General features: G+C 37.7%; 14 protein-coding genes. 2 read left to right on the forward strand and 12 right to left on the reverse strand.

Annotation, left to right across the window (positions count from 1 at the left end; translation table 11 throughout):
• Window positions 1-521 precede the first annotated feature (521 nt).
• The 5 genes from ACIQ7T_RS01295 to ACIQ7T_RS01315 are packed head-to-tail and all read right to left on the reverse strand — an operon-like array spanning window position 522 to window position 6,176.
• On the reverse strand, window positions 522-2,333 hold the full coding sequence (locus tag ACIQ7T_RS01295) for an oligopeptide ABC transporter substrate-binding protein (RefSeq protein WP_370075290.1): 1,812 nt from the start codon (window positions 2,331-2,333) through the stop codon (window positions 522-524).
• A 13-nt stretch (window positions 2,334-2,346) separates the two neighbouring features.
• Complete coding sequence (locus ACIQ7T_RS01300) at window positions 2,347-3,249, reverse strand: ABC transporter permease (RefSeq protein WP_402868202.1); 903 nt, start codon at window positions 3,247-3,249, stop codon at window positions 2,347-2,349.
• Window positions 3,250-3,275: 26 nt separating this feature from the next.
• A complete protein-coding gene (gene opp4B / locus ACIQ7T_RS01305; protein WP_132357499.1) occupies window positions 3,276-4,238 on the reverse strand; it encodes an oligopeptide ABC transporter permease in 963 nt (320 codons plus the stop codon).
• Between the two features lie 2 nt (window positions 4,239-4,240).
• The gene (locus ACIQ7T_RS01310) at window positions 4,241-5,185 is read right to left on the reverse strand and encodes an ATP-binding cassette domain-containing protein (RefSeq protein ID WP_402868204.1); all 945 of its coding nucleotides are present in this window, start codon (window positions 5,183-5,185) and stop codon (window positions 4,241-4,243) included.
• 1 nt (window position 5,186) lies between these two features.
• Entirely contained in the window at window positions 5,187-6,176 is a 990-nt protein-coding gene (locus tag ACIQ7T_RS01315; RefSeq protein ID WP_402868270.1) for an ABC transporter ATP-binding protein, read from the reverse strand.
• A 1,085-nt stretch (window positions 6,177-7,261) separates the two neighbouring features.
• On the opposite strand from ACIQ7T_RS01315, the gene ACIQ7T_RS01320 reads away from it, so the two are divergent.
• Window positions 7,262-8,791 carry a cardiolipin synthase gene (locus ACIQ7T_RS01320; protein ID WP_370075293.1) on the forward strand — a complete coding sequence of 510 codons (1,530 nt, stop codon included), beginning with the start codon at window positions 7,262-7,264 and terminating at the stop codon, window positions 8,789-8,791.
• Between the two features lie 83 nt (window positions 8,792-8,874).
• Window positions 8,875-9,180 carry a hypothetical protein gene (locus ACIQ7T_RS01325; RefSeq protein ID WP_402868206.1) on the forward strand — a complete coding sequence of 102 codons (306 nt, stop codon included), beginning with the start codon at window positions 8,875-8,877 and terminating at the stop codon, window positions 9,178-9,180.
• Between the two features lie 303 nt (window positions 9,181-9,483).
• Here the strand turns inward: ACIQ7T_RS01325 and pyrE are convergent, their stop codons facing one another.
• Genes pyrE through ACIQ7T_RS01360 form a run of 7 tightly spaced genes read right to left on the reverse strand, consistent with a single transcriptional unit; the run spans window position 9,484 to window position 18,070 of the window.
• Entirely contained in the window at window positions 9,484-10,113 is a 630-nt protein-coding gene (gene pyrE, locus ACIQ7T_RS01330; protein WP_142507525.1) for an orotate phosphoribosyltransferase, read from the reverse strand.
• A 2-nt stretch (window positions 10,114-10,115) separates the two neighbouring features.
• Window positions 10,116-10,820, reverse strand: coding sequence for an orotidine-5'-phosphate decarboxylase (gene pyrF / locus ACIQ7T_RS01335; RefSeq protein ID WP_370075296.1), 705 nt, complete (start codon window positions 10,818-10,820; stop codon window positions 10,116-10,118).
• Window positions 10,817-11,731 carry a dihydroorotate dehydrogenase gene (locus ACIQ7T_RS01340; RefSeq protein ID WP_402868209.1) on the reverse strand — a complete coding sequence of 305 codons (915 nt, stop codon included), beginning with the start codon at window positions 11,729-11,731 and terminating at the stop codon, window positions 10,817-10,819. Before ACIQ7T_RS01340 ends, pyrF begins: the two co-directional genes overlap by 4 nt.
• Window positions 11,728-12,501 (reverse strand): dihydroorotate dehydrogenase electron transfer subunit, encoded by a 774-nt coding sequence (locus ACIQ7T_RS01345; RefSeq protein ID WP_100544005.1) that lies wholly within the window; start codon window positions 12,499-12,501, stop codon window positions 11,728-11,730. The genes ACIQ7T_RS01340 and ACIQ7T_RS01345 overlap by 4 nt, the downstream gene beginning before the upstream one ends.
• 1 nt (window position 12,502) lies before the next feature.
• On the reverse strand, window positions 12,503-15,700 hold the full coding sequence (gene carB / locus ACIQ7T_RS01350) for a carbamoyl-phosphate synthase large subunit (protein WP_402868211.1): 3,198 nt from the start codon (window positions 15,698-15,700) through the stop codon (window positions 12,503-12,505).
• Complete coding sequence (locus tag ACIQ7T_RS01355) at window positions 15,693-16,793, reverse strand: carbamoyl phosphate synthase small subunit (protein ID WP_049668365.1); 1,101 nt, start codon at window positions 16,791-16,793, stop codon at window positions 15,693-15,695. The genes carB and ACIQ7T_RS01355 overlap by 8 nt, the downstream gene beginning before the upstream one ends.
• Window positions 16,793-18,070: a dihydroorotase gene (locus ACIQ7T_RS01360; protein WP_402868213.1), complete on the reverse strand. Its 1,278-nt coding sequence runs from the start codon at window positions 18,068-18,070 to the stop codon at window positions 16,793-16,795. Before ACIQ7T_RS01360 ends, ACIQ7T_RS01355 begins: the two co-directional genes overlap by 1 nt.

Raw genomic sequence — 18,070 nt, forward strand, 5'->3', positions numbered from 1 at the left:
TTCTTCAATGAGTATTTTGTTGACTTCCCACTTTATCGGTTTAAAGTATTACTTTTTTATTATGACAATATAGCAAATATTCATTTATTCCTTATACTTTTCCTCATAAATTCTACATTTATTCGGATTAGGTTTTTAGATGAATTTTAGCTGAAACCGTAACGTGTGATTGATTTCCATTCCGACCGGGTGCTTTGCTGAGGTTGTCCGATTGCACTACAGGGTCTCACCTATGACGCTGATCCCGTTTTTTTACATTTCACCATTTTCACATCTTTTCCCTAATAACTATTAATAAATAATTTTTTCTATTAACACATCAACGCCTTAAAGCTAGAATTATTACGGAAGACAAATAATTTAATTCAACTATTTGTTACGGACTTCTCCTTATTTTTTTGTAAAAAATAAATTAATTTCTCGACGGACATTTGAAGTTACACAAACGTAAAAAAGCTGTAGAAATTCCTTTTAAGGAAATTACCTACAGCTTTACACTTTCACACTTAACTATGTGCTATTTAGTTTTTTAATGGAGCATCAGCAGTTAACTCGATATCTTGATATTGAGTTTCATCTGCATAGTCAACATTAAAGTTTTTAACACGTTTATTAACTGGAATGATCTCAGTCATTGCTACAGTTGGAATTGTTGTAGCCTGTTCAAACATATACTCTTCAAACTTACGGAATGCTTCTTTCCGATGATTTACATCTAAAGATTCTTTAGAATCGATATCATCTAACATTGCAGTTAATTCAGGTGATACAAAACGTGAGTAGTTGAATAATGCGCCCTCACCATATAAACCTTTTGGAGATGGATTTGTTCCTGTACCCCAAGCACCAAAGAACATTTCAATCTCTGGATCATCTTTTTTAAGTTTATCACTAAATGAGTTAAACTCCATTAGACGGCCAGAAGCTAATTCAACATTGATGCCTACCTCTTTCCAGTTTTGGCGGTAGTATTCAATCGTAGATTCTAGAACCTCAGTACCACCTTGTGCACCTAATTTAATTGTAAATGGCTTACCATCTTTGTCTTCACGAATACCATCGCCATCAACATCTTTATAGCCTGCTTCATCTAATAATTGTTTTGCCTTTTTAGCATCATATGTGAAGCCTGGCATATCTTTTGTATGGAATGATGCAAATGCTGGTGGAATTAACGTTGTCGCACGTGTATGAATACCATTACTTAATTTTTCGTTAACGCCTTCTACATCGATAGCATAGACTAATGCTTGACGTAATTTTGGATCATTTAATTTTGCATTTTTATCTGTTATGTTAATTCCTTTTGCTTTATCAAATTTACCTAGCTTGAAACTCAAATAGCTATAAGCTAATTGTGGACGTGATAGGATTGCTAAGTTCTTTGAATTTTCTATTTGTGTAATTTTTGATCCTGGGAAACCATTAATCGCTAAGTCATAGCTTCCTGAATTTAATGCTTTCGGTAATGTTTCTGGCGAAACTACTTTTATTACTACACCATCGAGTTTAGCTTCACCCTTCCAATAGTGTTCGTTTTTAACAAGTTTAACAGACTCACCGTTTACAATTTTATCGTACTTGAAAGCCCCTAAAGTTGCTGGGTTTACACGAACAGCATCTGAACTTACCATTTCTTTCACTGGAATATCTTTTAATTGATGTTTTGGTGCAGCTGAACTCCATAATCCATCACCACCACTGTAAATTGCTGGTGAAATTGATTTAAATGAAATTTCTAATGTATAATCATCTACTCGTTTTAAACCTGAAATTGTATCAGCTTTCCCATCATGATACTCTTTAGCACCAATAATATTTTGGAAATCATCATCATAACGTACACCTTCATAATCAGGGTTACCGATAATTTCATAAGGGAAAATAACATCGTCGATTGTAAAAGGCTCTCCATCTGACCATTTTACATTTTCGCGTATTTTTACAGTTGCTTTATTTGCATCTGCGTCGACCTTCAGAGTTGCAAGTCCTTTATCTGTTACTTGGAAGTCACCGTCATTCTCAAAAAGAATGTTACTTGCAAACTTCATAATTGCTGAGTCATTATTATCTGAGTAAAGTTCTTGTAAGAAAATACCTTTGAACGGTGATGTACTTGGTAAAGCTACTTGTAAAACGCCACCTTTAATTGGTTCTCCTTCATTCTCTACTTCCATTGGAAAACTACGAGATGATTCAGTTTTCTTTCCAGAATCATTACCACCTTTTGAATCAGAATCCTTTGAAGATTCTTTGCCTCCTCCACTACATGCCGCTAGTGCTAAAACTAGTGTCAATAGTAAAGTTAAAAGAAAATAACTTTTTTTCTTCATTTACCCTTCCTCCTTAACCTAATCGTTGTCTTGAGTCAGCCGCACGTCGTAACGCTTGACCAACATAATTTATACCAAGCATCATTACTAAAATAAATAATGCTGCGGGTAACCAAATCCACCATTTATCTACTAAAATCTCAGGATCTCTTGCATAGCTTACTAGAGTACCTAAACTTGGTGTTGAAGGTGGTAAGCCATACCCTAAAAATGAAAGCCCTGTTTCAGCACCCATATTACCAGCTAAACTTAATGTTAAGTTAACAATAATAATGGAGCTTAAATTTGGTAGAACTTCTCTAAACATAATCTTGAAATCACTTGTACCCATCGTTTTTGAAGCACTTACATAATCTCGACGAGCCTCAGTTAATGTTTTACTACGTATTAATCTTGCCTTCCCAATCCAAGCAAATATACTTAATAATATAACGATGTGTACTGGTGAATAATTATCTAGCGTTGAAACAATGGCAATCGTAATCATAAAATTAGGTAAAATCATAATGAAATCCATAATTCGCATAATAACAAGATCAACTTTACCCGCATAATAGCCAGTGATTAAACCCATAATAATACCGATAACTGCTGCAATAAGCGTAATACTTACAGCAATAATTAAAGAGTTTTTAGCTCCGATAATTAATTGTCCAAAAATATCACGCCCTGCGTCATCTGCACCTAAAATATATCCATCAACACCTGGCTCCGCAAAGCGACCTAGTAATTTAACTTTCATTATTTCGTCTACATCAATAATAAAACTAGCAATAAATACCGCTATTACTAATAAAGTTATAAATATTAATGAAAACATTGCTAATTTATCTTTTTTAAACTCACGCCAAACGACTTGGAAACCTACTGCTGGGCGATGTTGTTCTTCTAATTTTTTCTCTTCTGTTTTATCCATGTAAAGTCACCTCTATTCTTTGCAAGTTAGTCGATACGTATTCGTGGGTCTACGATGCTTAAAATAATATCTGATAACATACTTCCAAGTAACCCCAAGAAACCATACAACACGATAAGTGCTGTAATTACACTATAGTCACGACTCGCAATTGAAGACATGAATAGTTCTCCCATACCTGGATAACTAAAGATTGTTTCAATAAAGATTGTTCCGCCTAGTAAACCTGTAATAGTGAACCCAAGACCTGCCGCAATCGGAATTAATGAATTACGGAAAATGTGTCGTGTATATACTTTATTCATTGGTAAACCTTTACTGCGTGCTGTTTTAACATAGTCTTGGTTTTTAGAATCAATAATTTCTGAACGTAAATATTGAATGATTGTATACGTACCCAAAACCGCCATCGTAATAGCAGGTGTAATAATATGATACAATTTATCCCAATAGTAAGATAAAGTACCTTTTTCCGTTAATACATTTACTGAACCTGATGTTGGAACCCAGCCTAATATATAGCCGAATACATAAATTAAAATTAAACCAAAGACGAACGGAGGTATTGCCATACTTAAAAAGTTATAAAACACAATTCCTCGGTCTAATCGAGAATCTTGATAACGACCTGCTAGAAGCCCTAATGGAATTGCAATTAAATACGTTAGGATCATTGCAACTAATGATAAGTAGAAAGTATTGAGTGCACGTTCACCAATAAGTGATGTTACACTACGTTGATATGTGTAGCTTTTACCTAAGTCGCCATGTACTGCATTTGACACCCATCTAGCATATTGTTGATACCATGGGTCGTTTAAGCCTGCTGCTTCGCGCAACTCTTCAATACGGTTAGGATCTGTCTCTGGTCCCATTAAACCTGTAAATGGATCGCCTGGCATTAGCTTAGCAATGATAAACACTAACATACTTAAAATAATAATTTGTGGAACCATGATGATGACTCTTCGAAGAACCGTTTTCCACATAATCACATTCCTCCTTCAATCGAAGCCAATGCTACGGCATGTGTATCTGAAATTGATTGTAAAGGATAAACTTTTCCGTCTTTATCAAAATATTTATGTTGATTTTCTTTATAATACTGACTTACTTTTAAACGCTCTTGCTTACGTTCTACACGAGTTTCAGGCTCAATATCTGGAATTGCAGATAATAAACGGTGTGTATAAATATGACGTGGATCATTATAAATATCTTCTCTTTGTCCTTTTTCTACAAAACGTCCTCGGTACATAATATTGATTTCATCACACATATGCTTTACAACACCTAAGTCATGTGAAATGAATAAGTACGTTACACCAAATTCATCTTGTATATCTTGCATAAAGTTTAAAACCTGTGCTTGTACAGATAAATCAAGCGCAGAAACAGGCTCATCTGCAATTATTAATTTTGGGCGACATGCCAAAGCACGTGCAATACCCAATCGTTGCTTTTGACCACCAGAAAATTCATGAGGATATTTATATTGGGCATCCTCATGCATGCCAACAATCGCCAAAAGTTCGTTAACTCGTTTTCGTTCTTCCTCTTCACTTAAACGCAGGAAATTTCGAATAGGCTCTGCAATAACATCACGTATACGTTTTCTTGGATTCATACTTGAATGGGAATCTTGGAAAATCATTTGTACGTCACGATTAAATCCTGAATTACCGCTACGACGCATTTTCGTTACATCTTGTCCTTCATAGAGTATTTGACCTGATGTTACTTTCTCCAAACCAATAATTGCCTTACCTGTTGTCGATTTACCACATCCTGATTCTCCAACAAGACCATACGTTTTTCCTCTTTCAAACTCCATACTAATGCCATCTACCGCATAAACATGATCTACAATGGTATTGAAGAAACCACCACGGATAGGATAATGCACGCATAAATCTTTAATTTGCATAAAGCTCATATTATTTTCCCTCATCCTTCTTAAAGTGAAAGTCTTTCCAACACGTACAACGAACAAAATGTTCTGGTCCAACCTCATGTAATATTGGATTTTCCTCATGGGCGCTTTCGTCAATCCATGGAACACGCGGTGCAAATCGACAACCTCCACGTGGCAATTTAAATAATGAAGGAACCATACCATGAATAACCTCTAACTTTTCATTTACCTTATGAGATTGAGGAATAGAGTTAAGTAACGAACGTGTATATGGATGTTTAGGATTTCTAAATAATTCAATAACCGGTGCTTCTTCGACAATTTGTCCAGCATACATTACTGCAACACGATCTGCTACTTCAGCTACTACACCTAAGTCATGGGTAATTAACAAAATGCCTGACTCAGTTTCTATTTGTAATTCTTTTAATAAATCTAGTATTTGCGCTTGAATCGTTACATCTAATGCCGTTGTTGGTTCATCTGCAATAATAAGAGGTGGCTTACATGCAATCGCTGTCGCTATCATTACGCGTTGTCGCATACCACCTGATAATTCATGCGGATATTGCTTATAAATACGTTCCGGGTTATGTATACCTACTTGCTGTAATAACTCCATTGCACGCTCACGGCGTTGTGCTTCATTTAAATTCGTATGGTATATAAGCGGTTCTTCAATTTGGGAACCGATTCGCTTTAACGGATTCAGTGCTGCCAGTGGATCTTGGAAAATAAAACCGAAATCACTCCCGCGTAACTCGGTATATTGCTGCTCCGTTATATCTACCAAATTTTTACCTTTATATAATATTTCACCTTCAATTTTTGTGTTGATAGGATTATGTAACCCAACAATTGATGTAGCTAAAGTACTTTTACCACAACCTGACTCACCTACAATTGCAAGCACCTCATTTTTTCGAATGCGCAAATCAACACCATCTACTGCAGCGAAATATTCATCTGCTCGCCGAAAGCTTGTACGTAAATTATTAATCTCAATAATCATTTCATGATTATTAGTCACACGATTACCTCCCTATCAAATCAAAAGAAAAAACCAACTTTTTAAGAACCACATTCAATTTAAATGAATTTGCTTTTGTTTACTTAATGTTATCACCACTGTGCATTTCAATTTTCAGAAAAATTAAAACAGTTTCATCCTTGAATATAATAAGCATCTTAATTTCATATAAATTGTTGTCATTAATAATCACTCTCATTCTCAAAATATTATTCCAACAAAAGAATTATCTGACAATTAATTGTACCATCATTTTATCTAGAATTAATATATTAAATCAAGTACATTTTTAAATTATTGTAAAAATAAATATAATTTAGACTTTACATCATAATCAAAATCATTAGAAATCTAGTTCATAATTATTTATTATTTATTATTTCATTTCTCAACACTCTATTATTTTATTAAAACAATTAATGTCAGATAATAGTTAATTATTCACAAAAAACTATTTTTATTCCCTAAAAAAACAACATAATAACATTAATAATAAATATTTATTACTTGTTAAAAAATTCATATCATAAAATAAACGTGTTTCGTTTTATTAAAATAATATTATCCCTCTTTTTTTCTTCAACAAAGATATACATACCTCTTAATATTTAATTGTAATTTTTTTTATATTAGTTTCTCAATTTAATTATTTTATTATTGTGAATATTTCAAATATTCAATACCTTCTAATGGAAAATATTACGCTTAATGAATTGTTTATTATTATTTTCCGTTAAGTTGATTTATCATTTGGGAGAAGTATAATTGAGAAAATTTAACTTCTTTCAGCAATATTTTCTGTAGCGAAAGCGAAGCGTCAGCTACAACAATTATGCCGAGGTATAATTGCTCTAAATGTTTTAAAATGATCAATATTAAAGATTTTTGATTTACAGTAGAGGCAGCATTTTGCGATTTAGCGATATTGATTTGGTCATTACTAACAATATCCGTTAGCGTGGAAGTGTCTATATTGTAAATAAAAAGAAAACAATTTATCATAAAACTATTAAAGTACTACTTCGTCTTATAAAAAAATAAAAAAGAATAGGTGAAAATGTATACATATGAAAAATCGCGTAGTCCAATTACTATTTGTATTTACAATTGCGGCAATTATGCTCGGAGTCTTAAATAAGTCCTTTATTTCCTTATATACCTTAATAGGCATACTATTGCCTATCACAATTATAGGAATTTCCTTCGTTATTTTTATTGAAAACCGTTCCCCACAAAGTACATTGGCTTGGTTTTTAGTATTAGCCATTCTCCCTGTTATCGGTTTACTTCTGTACTTACTATTCGGAAGAAGTCGCTGGAGAAGAAAGAAACATTTACATCGTTCAGAAGAAAAAAGGAAGTTATTCCGTGGAATTTTAGAAGGAAGAAGTTTTAATTTAGAACTCTCTTCCCCTTTAAATGAACGATCCACCTACTTGACACAAGTTATCCAAAAATTTGGCGGTGGTCCTGTTGCAAATGAAACAGCAACAAAACTCTTAACAAATGGTGATGAAACGTTTACTGAAATCCTACAAGCAATTGAAAATGCTACACATCATATTCATATTCAATACTATATTTATCGATCAGACGAAATCGGTACAACGATTCGAGACGCCTTAATAAAAAAAGCAAAATCTGGCGTGATCGTACGCTTTCTTTTCGATGGACTCGGCAGTAGTAAATTACGTAGACGTTTCTTACAACCAATGAAAGAAGCAGGAATTGAAGTAGTTGAATTTGATTCTATTCTTTCACCTTGGCTATTAGAAACCGTAAATTATCGTAACCATCGGAAAATTGTAATTGTAGATGGGACGATTGGTTTTACAGGTGGGCTTAATGTCGGAGATGAATATCTTGGTCGTTCGAAGAAGTTTCCTATTTGGCGTGATAGTCATTTAAAAATAGAAGGAAAAGCATTATATAAACTGCAAGCCATTTTCCTAGAAGATTTTCTCTATGCCACTAGTAGTTTAAATACCGAATCTTGGAATCAATTTATGGATAGCACATACTTTCCAAGTCAAGGGATTCATCAGGCAGAAGGTGCCGTACAAATCGTTGCAAGTGGACCTAGCTCAGATGATACAAATATTCGGAATGCTTTATTGAAAATTATGGGTTCTGCAAAAAAGTCAATTTGGATTGCCACTCCATACTTCATTCCTGATCAGGAAACATTAACATTATTACGTTTGAGTGCACTTTCTGGAGTAGATGTCCGCATTTTATATCCAGGAAAAGGCGATAGCATCATTAGTGATCAAGCATCCCAATCATACTTTACACCGCTTCTGAAAGCGGGTGTCTCCATTTACCGCGTGAAAGATGCTTTTATGCATGCTAAGATTATACTTGTCGATGATGAAATTGCATCAATTGGTACAGCAAATATGGATATTCGTAGTTTTGAGCTTAATTATGAAATCATTGCGGTCCTTTATGAATCTAAAACAGTTCTGGATATAAAAGATGATTTTGAACAAGATTTTAAAGAATCTATAGAAATTACATGGGCGTCATTTCAAAAGCGAAGTATTCAAAAGCGCATGCTTGAATCACTTATGCGACTCATTTCTCCTTTACTGTAAGTTACTAAAAAATAAAAAAGGCTGTAAACATACCCGATATTGTACGGGTATGTTTACCGTCTGAAATGGTCAAGGAAATCTTTGTGAATGTTGATGTGCTTGAAATGAGGATGATTTCCATTCCAACCTACCGCTTTACTACAGGTGCGATTCATGATGCTATCGGCGGTTCTCATGTTGTTATCAGCGATTCTTGGCACTTTATCAGCGGTTTTCTCGATTTTATCAGCGATTCTCGGCACTTTATCAGCGGTTTTCTCGATTTTATCAGCGATTCTCGGCACTTTTATCAGCGATTGGCATTTTGGAGCATCGGACGCCCCCTGGAAAGCGCCCAGCCGGAACGGAAATCAACCCCTCGTTTTGCCGGAGAGCCATACTTTATCTAATTTGACACAATGAAAGGGTGGTATGAAATAATTCATACCACCCTTTATTAAATCAATTATGCCTCGGCATAATTGCGTCCGGAATCGACTTTGTGCTTAGGCCTGCGTGAGGGCCGACACGATGTCGGTCATTTCGGTAATGCCACAGGACGTGGCGTTTTTACCGATGCAGGTCAGTTAGCCGTTATCGCATGGATGCGATGATTTTAGGCTAACATCCTTTATTAACTCCTTTTCGATTCCGTGACATCCGCCGGAGGCTTAAATTCTTTCAGCGGATGTTTGAACACCCGCTGAAGGAATTTAAAGCTCTCCTGCTTTTAATTTTCCATGCCAGTCTTTTAAGAATGGAATATCTTCCTCTTTAATAGTGCCTGATTCATTAGCTGCTTCAATTAAATAATCGAAATTTGTTAGAGATACATATTTTATGCCTGCCTCTTCAAATGCTTGTTCAGCGCGTGGAAGGTTGTATGTGTAAACGCAAACAACGCCTAGTACTTCACAACCTGCTGCGCGTAAAGCTTCAACAGCTGTAATGGATGAGCCGCCTGTAGAAACGATGTCTTCTACTACTACGACTTTTTGACCTGCTGCGTATTTTCCTTCTATTTGGTTACCACGGCCATGCTCTTTTGCTTTAGAGCGTACATACACCATTGGTAATTCTAAAATATCACTTACCCAAGCAGCATGTGGAATGCCTGCTGTTGCTGTACCTGCTACGATTTCTGTTGTACCAAAGTTTTCTTTAATAAGAGATGCTAGACCATTTGCTAATTGCTTACGAATTACAGGGTCAGAAATTGTCAGACGTGTATCACAGTAGATTGGGGATTTAATGCCTGATGCCCATGTGAATAGTTCTGTTGGATTTAATTCTACTGCACCTACTTTTAACATAGCGTGTGCGATTTCATTTTGTAATGTCATAGTTATGCCTCCCATAATTCACTTACGATTTTATATGCTGCTACTGGATCTTGTGCACCTGTAACGGCACGTCCAACGACGATTAATGAAGAACCGTCACGTTTTGCGCCGTCTGGTGTTGCAATGCGCTTTTGGTCATGTGCGTCGCCACCTGCTAATCGGATACCAGGTGTCACACGCAAGAAATCTTCACCGCATGCTTCAGCAATAGCTTTTGCCTCATGTACGGAGCAGACAACACCATTTAAACCAGCTTGTTTTGTTAAGCTTGCATAATGTAATACAGACTCCTGTAAAGATAAAGCAATTTTTTGCTCTGCGTGCATTTGCTCTTCTGTTGTAGACGTCAGCTGTGTTACAGCAATTAATGCCGCTCGTTCACGTCCTGCCGGAGTACCCGCTTCAAGCCCCTCAAGTGCTGCCTCCATCATCGGACGTCCGCCCGCAGCATGAACGTTGACTAAATCTACTCCTAATTTTGCTAGGCCTTTCATAGCAGAGCCCACTGTATTGGGAATATCATGTAATTTTAAATCTAGAAAAATATCATGACCTAGATCTTTTACTTTGCGTACAATATCCGGCCCTTCCTGCATATATAATTCCATACCGATTTTTACGAAAAGAGGCTCGTTAAAGTGCTTTAGAAAGTTGAATACTTCTGCTTCTCCAGGAAAATCTAGTGCAAGTATTGGTTTTGTATTCATAGACGATGGCTCCTCCCGATAATTTCTGAAATATGCTCTACTCCTAATTTATCGAGCTTTGCTGGTAGTTCATCAATAATAGTTGGACAAACGAAGTGATCGACAAAGTTTGCTGTTCCAACAGCAACTGCAGAAGCGCCAGCCGACATAAAGTCAATAACATCCTGCGCCTCTGTCACGCCACCCATCCCAATAATCGGAATATTGACAGCCTTATACACTTCATAAACCATGCGAATTGCTACTGGTTTTACAGCAGGACCAGATAAGCCGCCTGTACCATTGGCAATCACTGGTTTACCTGTACGCTCGTCTAAACGCATACCAATTAGTGTATTAATCATTGTAATGCCATCTGCACCACCTGCTTCAACAGCTTGTGCAATTTCTACGATATTCGTTACGTTAGGAGACAATTTCACGTATACTGGCACTTCAGAAACAGCTTTGACAGCTTTAACTAACTCACGTGCAGTTGCAGGGTCTGTCCCAAATTGAATTCCGCCACATTTAACGTTCGGACAAGAAATATTAAGCTCTAATGCTTTCACATTTCCTGCAGTTGAAATACGTCGTGCTACTTCCACGTAATCTTCTGTTTCCGTACCAGCAACATTTGCAATGATTGGCACATCATACTTTTCTAAAAACTTTAATTCTTCATTCATTACTTTTTCGATTCCGGGATTTTGTAAACCAATTGCATTCAACATCCCTGCTGCTGTTTCTGCTACGCGTGGGGTTGGATTGCCGGGACGTGTTTCCACAGTCGTAGCTTTAATCATAATAGCGCCAAGCTTTGATAAATCATAAAGCTGTGCATATTCACGTCCAAAGCCAAAGCAGCCGGATGCTGGCATTATTGGATTCTTCAAGTCTAAGCCTGGCAATTGAATGTTTAAACGACTCATAATGCCACCGTACCTTTCGGGAAAACTGGACCGTCAGAGCATACTTTTACATAGTCTTTTGCTACTTGGTCTGTTGTTTTACATACGCATGCAAAGCAAGCACCGATCCCACAGCCCATACGCTCCTCAAATGATAAATAACCTTCTTTTTCTGGATAAAAGCCTTCAAGTGCTTTTAACATTGGTAGCGGACCGCAAGAATAAAAGACATCGAATTCAGGTGCTCGTGACTCTAAAACATTTGTGACAAAGCCCTTTGTTCCTTTAGAACCGTCAACCGTTACATAATGTGTTTCACCAAGGGCACTGAATTCTTCCTCATAGAAGCATACATCTTCCGATTGGAAGCCTAGCACATGAATTGTTTTAACACCACGCGCGTTCAATTGCTTGGAAAGCTCATGTAATGGAGGTACTCCAATTCCCCCACCAACTAGTAGAGCTGTGCCTCCCTCTTTTACTGCTTCTACAGGGAACCCATTACCGATTGGACCAAGGACATTGACAAGCTGCCCTTCGCGATTTGTCGCTAACACTTGTGTTCCACGACCCTCCGCACGATAAATCATTGTAAATTCGTTGTTGTCTTTATCTATATTTGCAATACTAATTGGTCGACGTAAAAGCGGCTCCAATGAATCTGACACCTTTACATGGACAAACTGGCCAGGTGTCATATCCTGAACCAGTTCTCCACGAAGTGTCAATTCGAAAATGTTTGTCGCAATTTGCTTTTGAGAGACGACCGTCATTTTCTCTTGACGAATCATATTAATGTACTACCTCCGCTTTTGGCATTTGTTCTGCTGTGAATGTCATTGATTCAATAACTCGAACCATTGCTTCCGCTGTGTCTAATGAAGTTAAGCAAGGTACGCCATTTTCTACAGACTCACGACGAATTCTGAAGCCATCACGTGCCGGTTGCTTGCCTTTTGTTAAAGTGTTGACAACAAGCTGTGCCTCACCGTTTTGAATTAAATCGATTAATGTTTCACCTTTTGCACCGATTTTTCCAACTATATCTGTGCGTACGCCTGCATCTTCAAACGCTTTAGCTGTACCTTCAGTTGCGACAATACGATAGCCTACTGTTGAGAAGCGTTTTGCAAGTTCAATTGCTTCCTCTTTATCTTTATCGGATACAGTGAACAATACTGTTCCTTCTGTACGAATTTCCATACCTGCTGCAACTAAGCCTTTGTAAAGTGCTTTTTCTAATGTTGCATCTTTACCCATTACTTCACCTGTTGATTTCATTTCAGGCCCTAGTGTAATGTCAACACGACGTAATTTAGCGAAGGAGAATACTGGTACTTTTACGAAGACACCATTTTGCTCTGGCGCTAAGCCTGTTGGATAGCCTTGTTCTACGATTGATTTACCAAGAATCGCTTTCGTTGCAATATTTGCCATCGGAATGTTTGTAATTTTACTTAAGAACGGTACTGTACGAGATGAACGAGGGTTAACCTCAATGACAAATACTTCGCCCTGTGAAATAACATATTGAATGTTCATTAAGCCTATGATGCCAAGACCTTTTGCAAGGCGAGTTGTATAATCCACTAACGTATCTTTTTGTGCTTGTGTTAATTTTTGTGGCGGGTATACAGAGATCGAGTCGCCAGAGTGAACCCCTGCTCGCTCGATATGCTCCATAATACCTGGAATTAAGACATTTTCACCGTCACAAATGGCATCTACTTCGATTTCTTGACCCGTTAAGTAGCGGTCTACTAATACTGGATGATCTGGAGATGCTTCTACCGCGTTCTCCATATAATGTTGTAATTCCTCTTCGTTGTAGACAATTTCCATTGCGCGTCCACCTAGTACGTATGAAGGACGAACTAGTACCGGGAAGCCTAGACGTCCACTAATAGCAAGTGCTTCCTCCGTAGATACAGCTGTTTGACCTAGTGGCTGTGGAATGTTCAATTCACGTAATGCTTGCTCGAATTTATCTCGGTTTTCCGCACGGTCGATATCTTCAAGAGTTGTTCCTAGGATTTTCACGCCATTGGCAGCTAATTTATCAGCTAGATTAATAGCTGTTTGACCACCGAATTGTACAACTACTCCAATTGGTTGCTCAAGGTCGATAATATGCATAACGTCTTCGATTGTTAATGGCTCAAAGTATAATTTATCTGAAACCGAGAAGTCAGTGGATACTGTCTCTGGATTCGAGTTAATAATAATTGCTTCGTAGCCTGCTTCTTGAATTGCCCATACTGAGTGTACTGTTGCGTAGTCAAATTCTACCCCTTGCCCAATGCGGATTGGACCAGAACCAAGTACAATAACTGATGGCTTGTCTGATTTGATCGATTCGTTTTCATCCTCATATGTGCCATAGAAGTATGGTGTTTCAGATTCAAACTCCGCTGCACACGTATCCACCATTTTGTATACTGGGATAATGCCATTTTCTTTACGATATGCATATACTTCTTCTGGTGTTGTTTCCCAAAGCTCAGCAATTTTCTTATCTGCAAAGCCTAGTCGTTTTGCTGTACGTAACACTTCTTTATCGTCTTTATTGTCAGCAAGTGTTTGCTCCATATCTACGATGTTTTTGAATTTATTTAAGAAGAATAAGTCAATGGCAGACCATTCATGGATTTGCTCAATTGTTACACCGCGACGAAGTGCTTCACCGATGAAGAATAGACGCTCGTCACCTGCTTTGCGAATACGTTTTTCAATCCAAGAATCAGAGTTTTCTTCTGCATGTTTTAGCTCTAAGTGAACTTGACCTGTTTCAAGAGAGCGCACTGCTTTTAGCATAGCTTCCTCAAATGTACGACCAAGTGCCATTACTTCACCAGTCGCTTTCATTTGTGTACCAAGATTACGTTTTGCTGATTCGAATTTATCGAACGGCCAACGTGGAATTTTCGCCACGATGTAGTCTAAAGCTGGCTCGAAGCAAGCATACGTAGAACCTGTTACAGGGTTTTTGATTTCATCTAATGTTAAACCAACCGCGATTTTTGCTGCTAGCTTTGCAATTGGATAACCTGTTGCTTTTGATGCTAATGCTGATGAACGCGATACACGAGGGTTTACTTCGATCACATAGTAATTAAAGCTATATGGATCAAGTGCTAACTGTACGTTACAGCCACCTTCAATTTTTAGTGCTCGGATAATATCTAATGAAATATTACGTAGCATTTGGTTTTCTCGATCTGAAAGTGTTTGTGTAGGTGCCACTACGATAGAGTCACCTGTATGAATACCAACTGGGTCAACGTTTTCCATGTTACATACAACGATAGCGTTGTCAGCAGCATCACGCATTACTTCATATTCGATTTCTTTATAACCAGCAATCGATTTTTCAAGTAAACATTGTGTTACTGGAGAATATTTTAGACCAGATGTAACAATCTCCTCTAGATCTTGATCGTTGTAGCAAATACCGCCACCGGTACCACCAAGTGTGAAGGCAGGACGAACGATTACTGGGTAGCCAATTTTCGCTACAAAGTTTTTCGCCTCGTCTAAGTTATGAATAATATCTGATTCAGGTACTGGAGCACCTAGCTCATACATTAAATTACGGAATAGATCTCGGTCTTCTGCTTTATGGATCGCTTCTAATTTTGTTCCAAGAATTTCAATATCAAGCTCATCTAAAATTCCTGATTTATCTAATTCAATGGCCATGTTTAAACCTGTTTGACCACCAAGTGTTGGTAGGATTGCATCTGGACGCTCTTTACGTAGAATTCGTGATACGAACTCAAGTGTAATTGGCTCAATATATACTTTGTCAGCAATTTCTGTATCTGTCATTATTGTTGCAGGGTTTGAGTTTATTAAGATAACGCGATAGCCTTCTTCTTTTAATGAAAGACAAGCTTGTGTTCCTGCGTAGTCAAATTCTGCTGCTTGTCCGATTACGATTGGACCTGATCCGATTACTAAAATAGTTTCAATATCTGTACGTTTAGGCATGTTGTTTCCCCTTCCCTGCTTCTACTTCCATCATTTCGATAAATTCATCAAATAAGTGATTTGAATCCTCTGGACCTGGTGATGCTTCTGGGTGATATTGCACCGTGAAGATTGGATATTTCTTGTGACGTACACCCTCACAAGTGCCATCATTTAATGCGATATGTGTTATTTCTAAATCTGTATCTTTTAATGAATCAATATCGATTGCATAACCATGGTTTTGAGATGTTAAGTCTGTACGACCAGTACGTAAATCTTTTACCGGATGGTTACCACCTCGGTGACCGAATGGTAATTTGAAGCTTTGTGCACCACATGCTAGCGAGAAGATTTGGTGACCTAAGCAAATACCGAACATTGGCACTTTTCCGATTAAATTACGTACGGTTTCAATGCCTTCAACTACGTCCTCAGGGTTACCTGGACCGTTTGACAGCATAATTCCATCTGGATGCCAAGCTAAAATTTCTTCTGCTGATGTATTGTAAGGTACTACAAGCACATCGCAATCACGTTTATTTAACTCACGAAGAATACCGTGCTTCATACCATAATCAATTAATACTACTCGTTTGCCACGACCTGGTGATGGGTAGGCTGCTTTCGGTGATACTTCACGAACATGATGTGTAATCGCTGGTGTTGCCTGTAATTTTGCTACGACTTCATCCACATTCACTTCTTCATCAGCCGCCGTTAAAATAGCCTTTACTGACCCTTTACTGCGAATAATGCGTGTTAATTTTCGTGTATCAATTCCTTCAATGCCCGGAATATCCTTTGAAGTTAAGTACTCATCTACCGTTAAATCACAACGGAAGTTTGAAGGGGTTTTTGCTAATTCACGAACTACAAACCCACGGATAGCTGGTGTGATTGATTCAAAGTCATCACGGTTAATACCGTAATTACCGATTAAAGGGTAAGTTAACGTTACGATTTGTCCGTAGAATGAAGGATCTGAAATTGTTTCCTGATAACCTGTCATCCCTGTCGTGAATACAACCTCACCTTGTGAAGCTCTCTCACTACCGAACGCTGTGCCTGTAAATACTGTACCATCTTCTAAAATAAGTAAACGTTTTTTCATTACTCTGCCTCCTGGTATACGATATTGCCTTCAAAAATTGTTAGAACCGGCCAGCCTTTTGCAACCCAACCATTGAATGGTGTATTGCGTCCTTTTGATACAAAGCCTTCTGCATCAATTGTTTGCTCTTTATTTAAATCAATTAAAATCATATCTGCCGAAGCACCAACTTCTAATGTGCCATATGGTAAATCGAAAATTTGAGCTGCCTTGACAGTCATCCAGTCAATCAACTGTTTTAACGACCATTTCCCCGTTTCTACAAACTGTGTGTAAAGCAGTGGGAACGCTGTTTCAAAGCCTACAATGCCAAACGGAGCACCAACCATACCACAGCATTTTTCTTCTACTGTATGTGGAGCATGATCTGTAGCGATACAATCGATTGTGCCGTCCAGCATAGCTGCGTGAAGTGAATCTTTATCATCTGCTCCACGTAATGGAGGATTCATTTTCCAGTTCGCATCATCTGATGGGATATCCATTTCTTCAAGTAATAAATGATGTGGGCAAACTTCTGCAGTGACACGAATACCCGCTGCTTTCGCATCACGTACTGCACGTACAGATTCCTTCGTTGATACGTGACATACGTGGTAGCGTGCTCCAGCTGCTTCTGCCAGTAGTACATCTCGTGCAATTTGAACAGATTCACAAATCGATGGAATTCCTGGTAAACCAAGCTCTTGATTACGCTTCCCTTCATGCATCACTCCGTCGTAAATTAATGAGTTATCTTCGCAGTGTGCGACAACAACCACATCGTGCTGTGCTGCATCTTTCATTTGCTCATACATTGTTGAAGCAAGCTGGATCCCAACACCATCATCTGAAAATGCGACAGCCCCATGTGCTTTTAATTCTTCAATACTTGTACGAACCTCACCTGAGATATCTTTTGTTAATGAGCCATATGGAAGTACTCGAATAACTGCACTTTCTTTAATAAGACCATTTATCAACTGCATATTTTCTATTGAATCTGGCACTGGTTTTGTATTTGGCATCGCACAAATTGTTGTGAAGCCGCCTTTTGCTGCTGATGCTGACCCTGTAGCAATTGTTTCTTTATGTTCAAAGCCTGGCTCACGTAAATGTGTATGAACATCGACAAAGCCTGGTGCAACAACTAAACCATTTCCTTCGATCATTTCTGCGCCTGCTACATTTACATTTTGACCTATTGCAGTAATTTTGCCATCTGTCATAGCGATATTTACTGTTTGTAGCTCACCTTGTTCATTTAGCATTTGTACATTTTGAAGAACCTTTGTCAT

The sequence above is a fragment of the Lysinibacillus sp. NPDC096212 genome (assembly GCF_044763105.1).
Lineage (GTDB): Bacteria > Bacillota > Bacilli > Bacillales_A > Planococcaceae > Lysinibacillus.

Bases quoted from the DNA above. Each gene is read 5' to 3' on its own strand.
- ACIQ7T_RS01295 (WP_370075290.1), bottom strand. From the start codon at position 2,333: ATGAAGAAAAAAAGTTATTTTCTTTTAACTTTACTATTGACACTAGTT.
- ACIQ7T_RS01300 (WP_402868202.1), bottom strand. From the start codon at position 3,249: ATGGATAAAACAGAAGAGAAAAAATTAGAAGAACAACATCGCCCAGCA.
- opp4B (WP_132357499.1), bottom strand. From the start codon at position 4,238: ATGTGGAAAACGGTTCTTCGAAGAGTCATCATCATGGTTCCACAAATT.
- ACIQ7T_RS01310 (WP_402868204.1), bottom strand. From the start codon at position 5,185: ATGAGCTTTATGCAAATTAAAGATTTATGCGTGCATTATCCTATCCGT.
- ACIQ7T_RS01315 (WP_402868270.1), bottom strand. From the start codon at position 6,176: ATGATTATTGAGATTAATAATTTACGTACAAGCTTTCGGCGAGCAGAT.
- ACIQ7T_RS01320 (WP_370075293.1), top strand. From the start codon at position 7,262: ATGAAAAATCGCGTAGTCCAATTACTATTTGTATTTACAATTGCGGCA.
- pyrE (WP_142507525.1), bottom strand. From the start codon at position 10,113: ATGACATTACAAAATGAAATCGCACACGCTATGTTAAAAGTAGGTGCA.
- pyrF (WP_370075296.1), bottom strand. From the start codon at position 10,820: ATGAATACAAAACCAATACTTGCACTAGATTTTCCTGGAGAAGCAGAA.
- ACIQ7T_RS01340 (WP_402868209.1), bottom strand. From the start codon at position 11,731: ATGAGTCGTTTAAACATTCAATTGCCAGGCTTAGACTTGAAGAATCCA.
- ACIQ7T_RS01345 (WP_100544005.1), bottom strand. From the start codon at position 12,501: ATGATTCGTCAAGAGAAAATGACGGTCGTCTCTCAAAAGCAAATTGCG.
- carB (WP_402868211.1), bottom strand. From the start codon at position 15,700: ATGCCTAAACGTACAGATATTGAAACTATTTTAGTAATCGGATCAGGT.
- ACIQ7T_RS01355 (WP_049668365.1), bottom strand. From the start codon at position 16,793: ATGAAAAAACGTTTACTTATTTTAGAAGATGGTACAGTATTTACAGGC.
- ACIQ7T_RS01360 (WP_402868213.1), bottom strand. From the start codon at position 18,070: ATGACAAAGGTTCTTCAAAATGTACAAATGCTAAATGAACAAGGTGAG.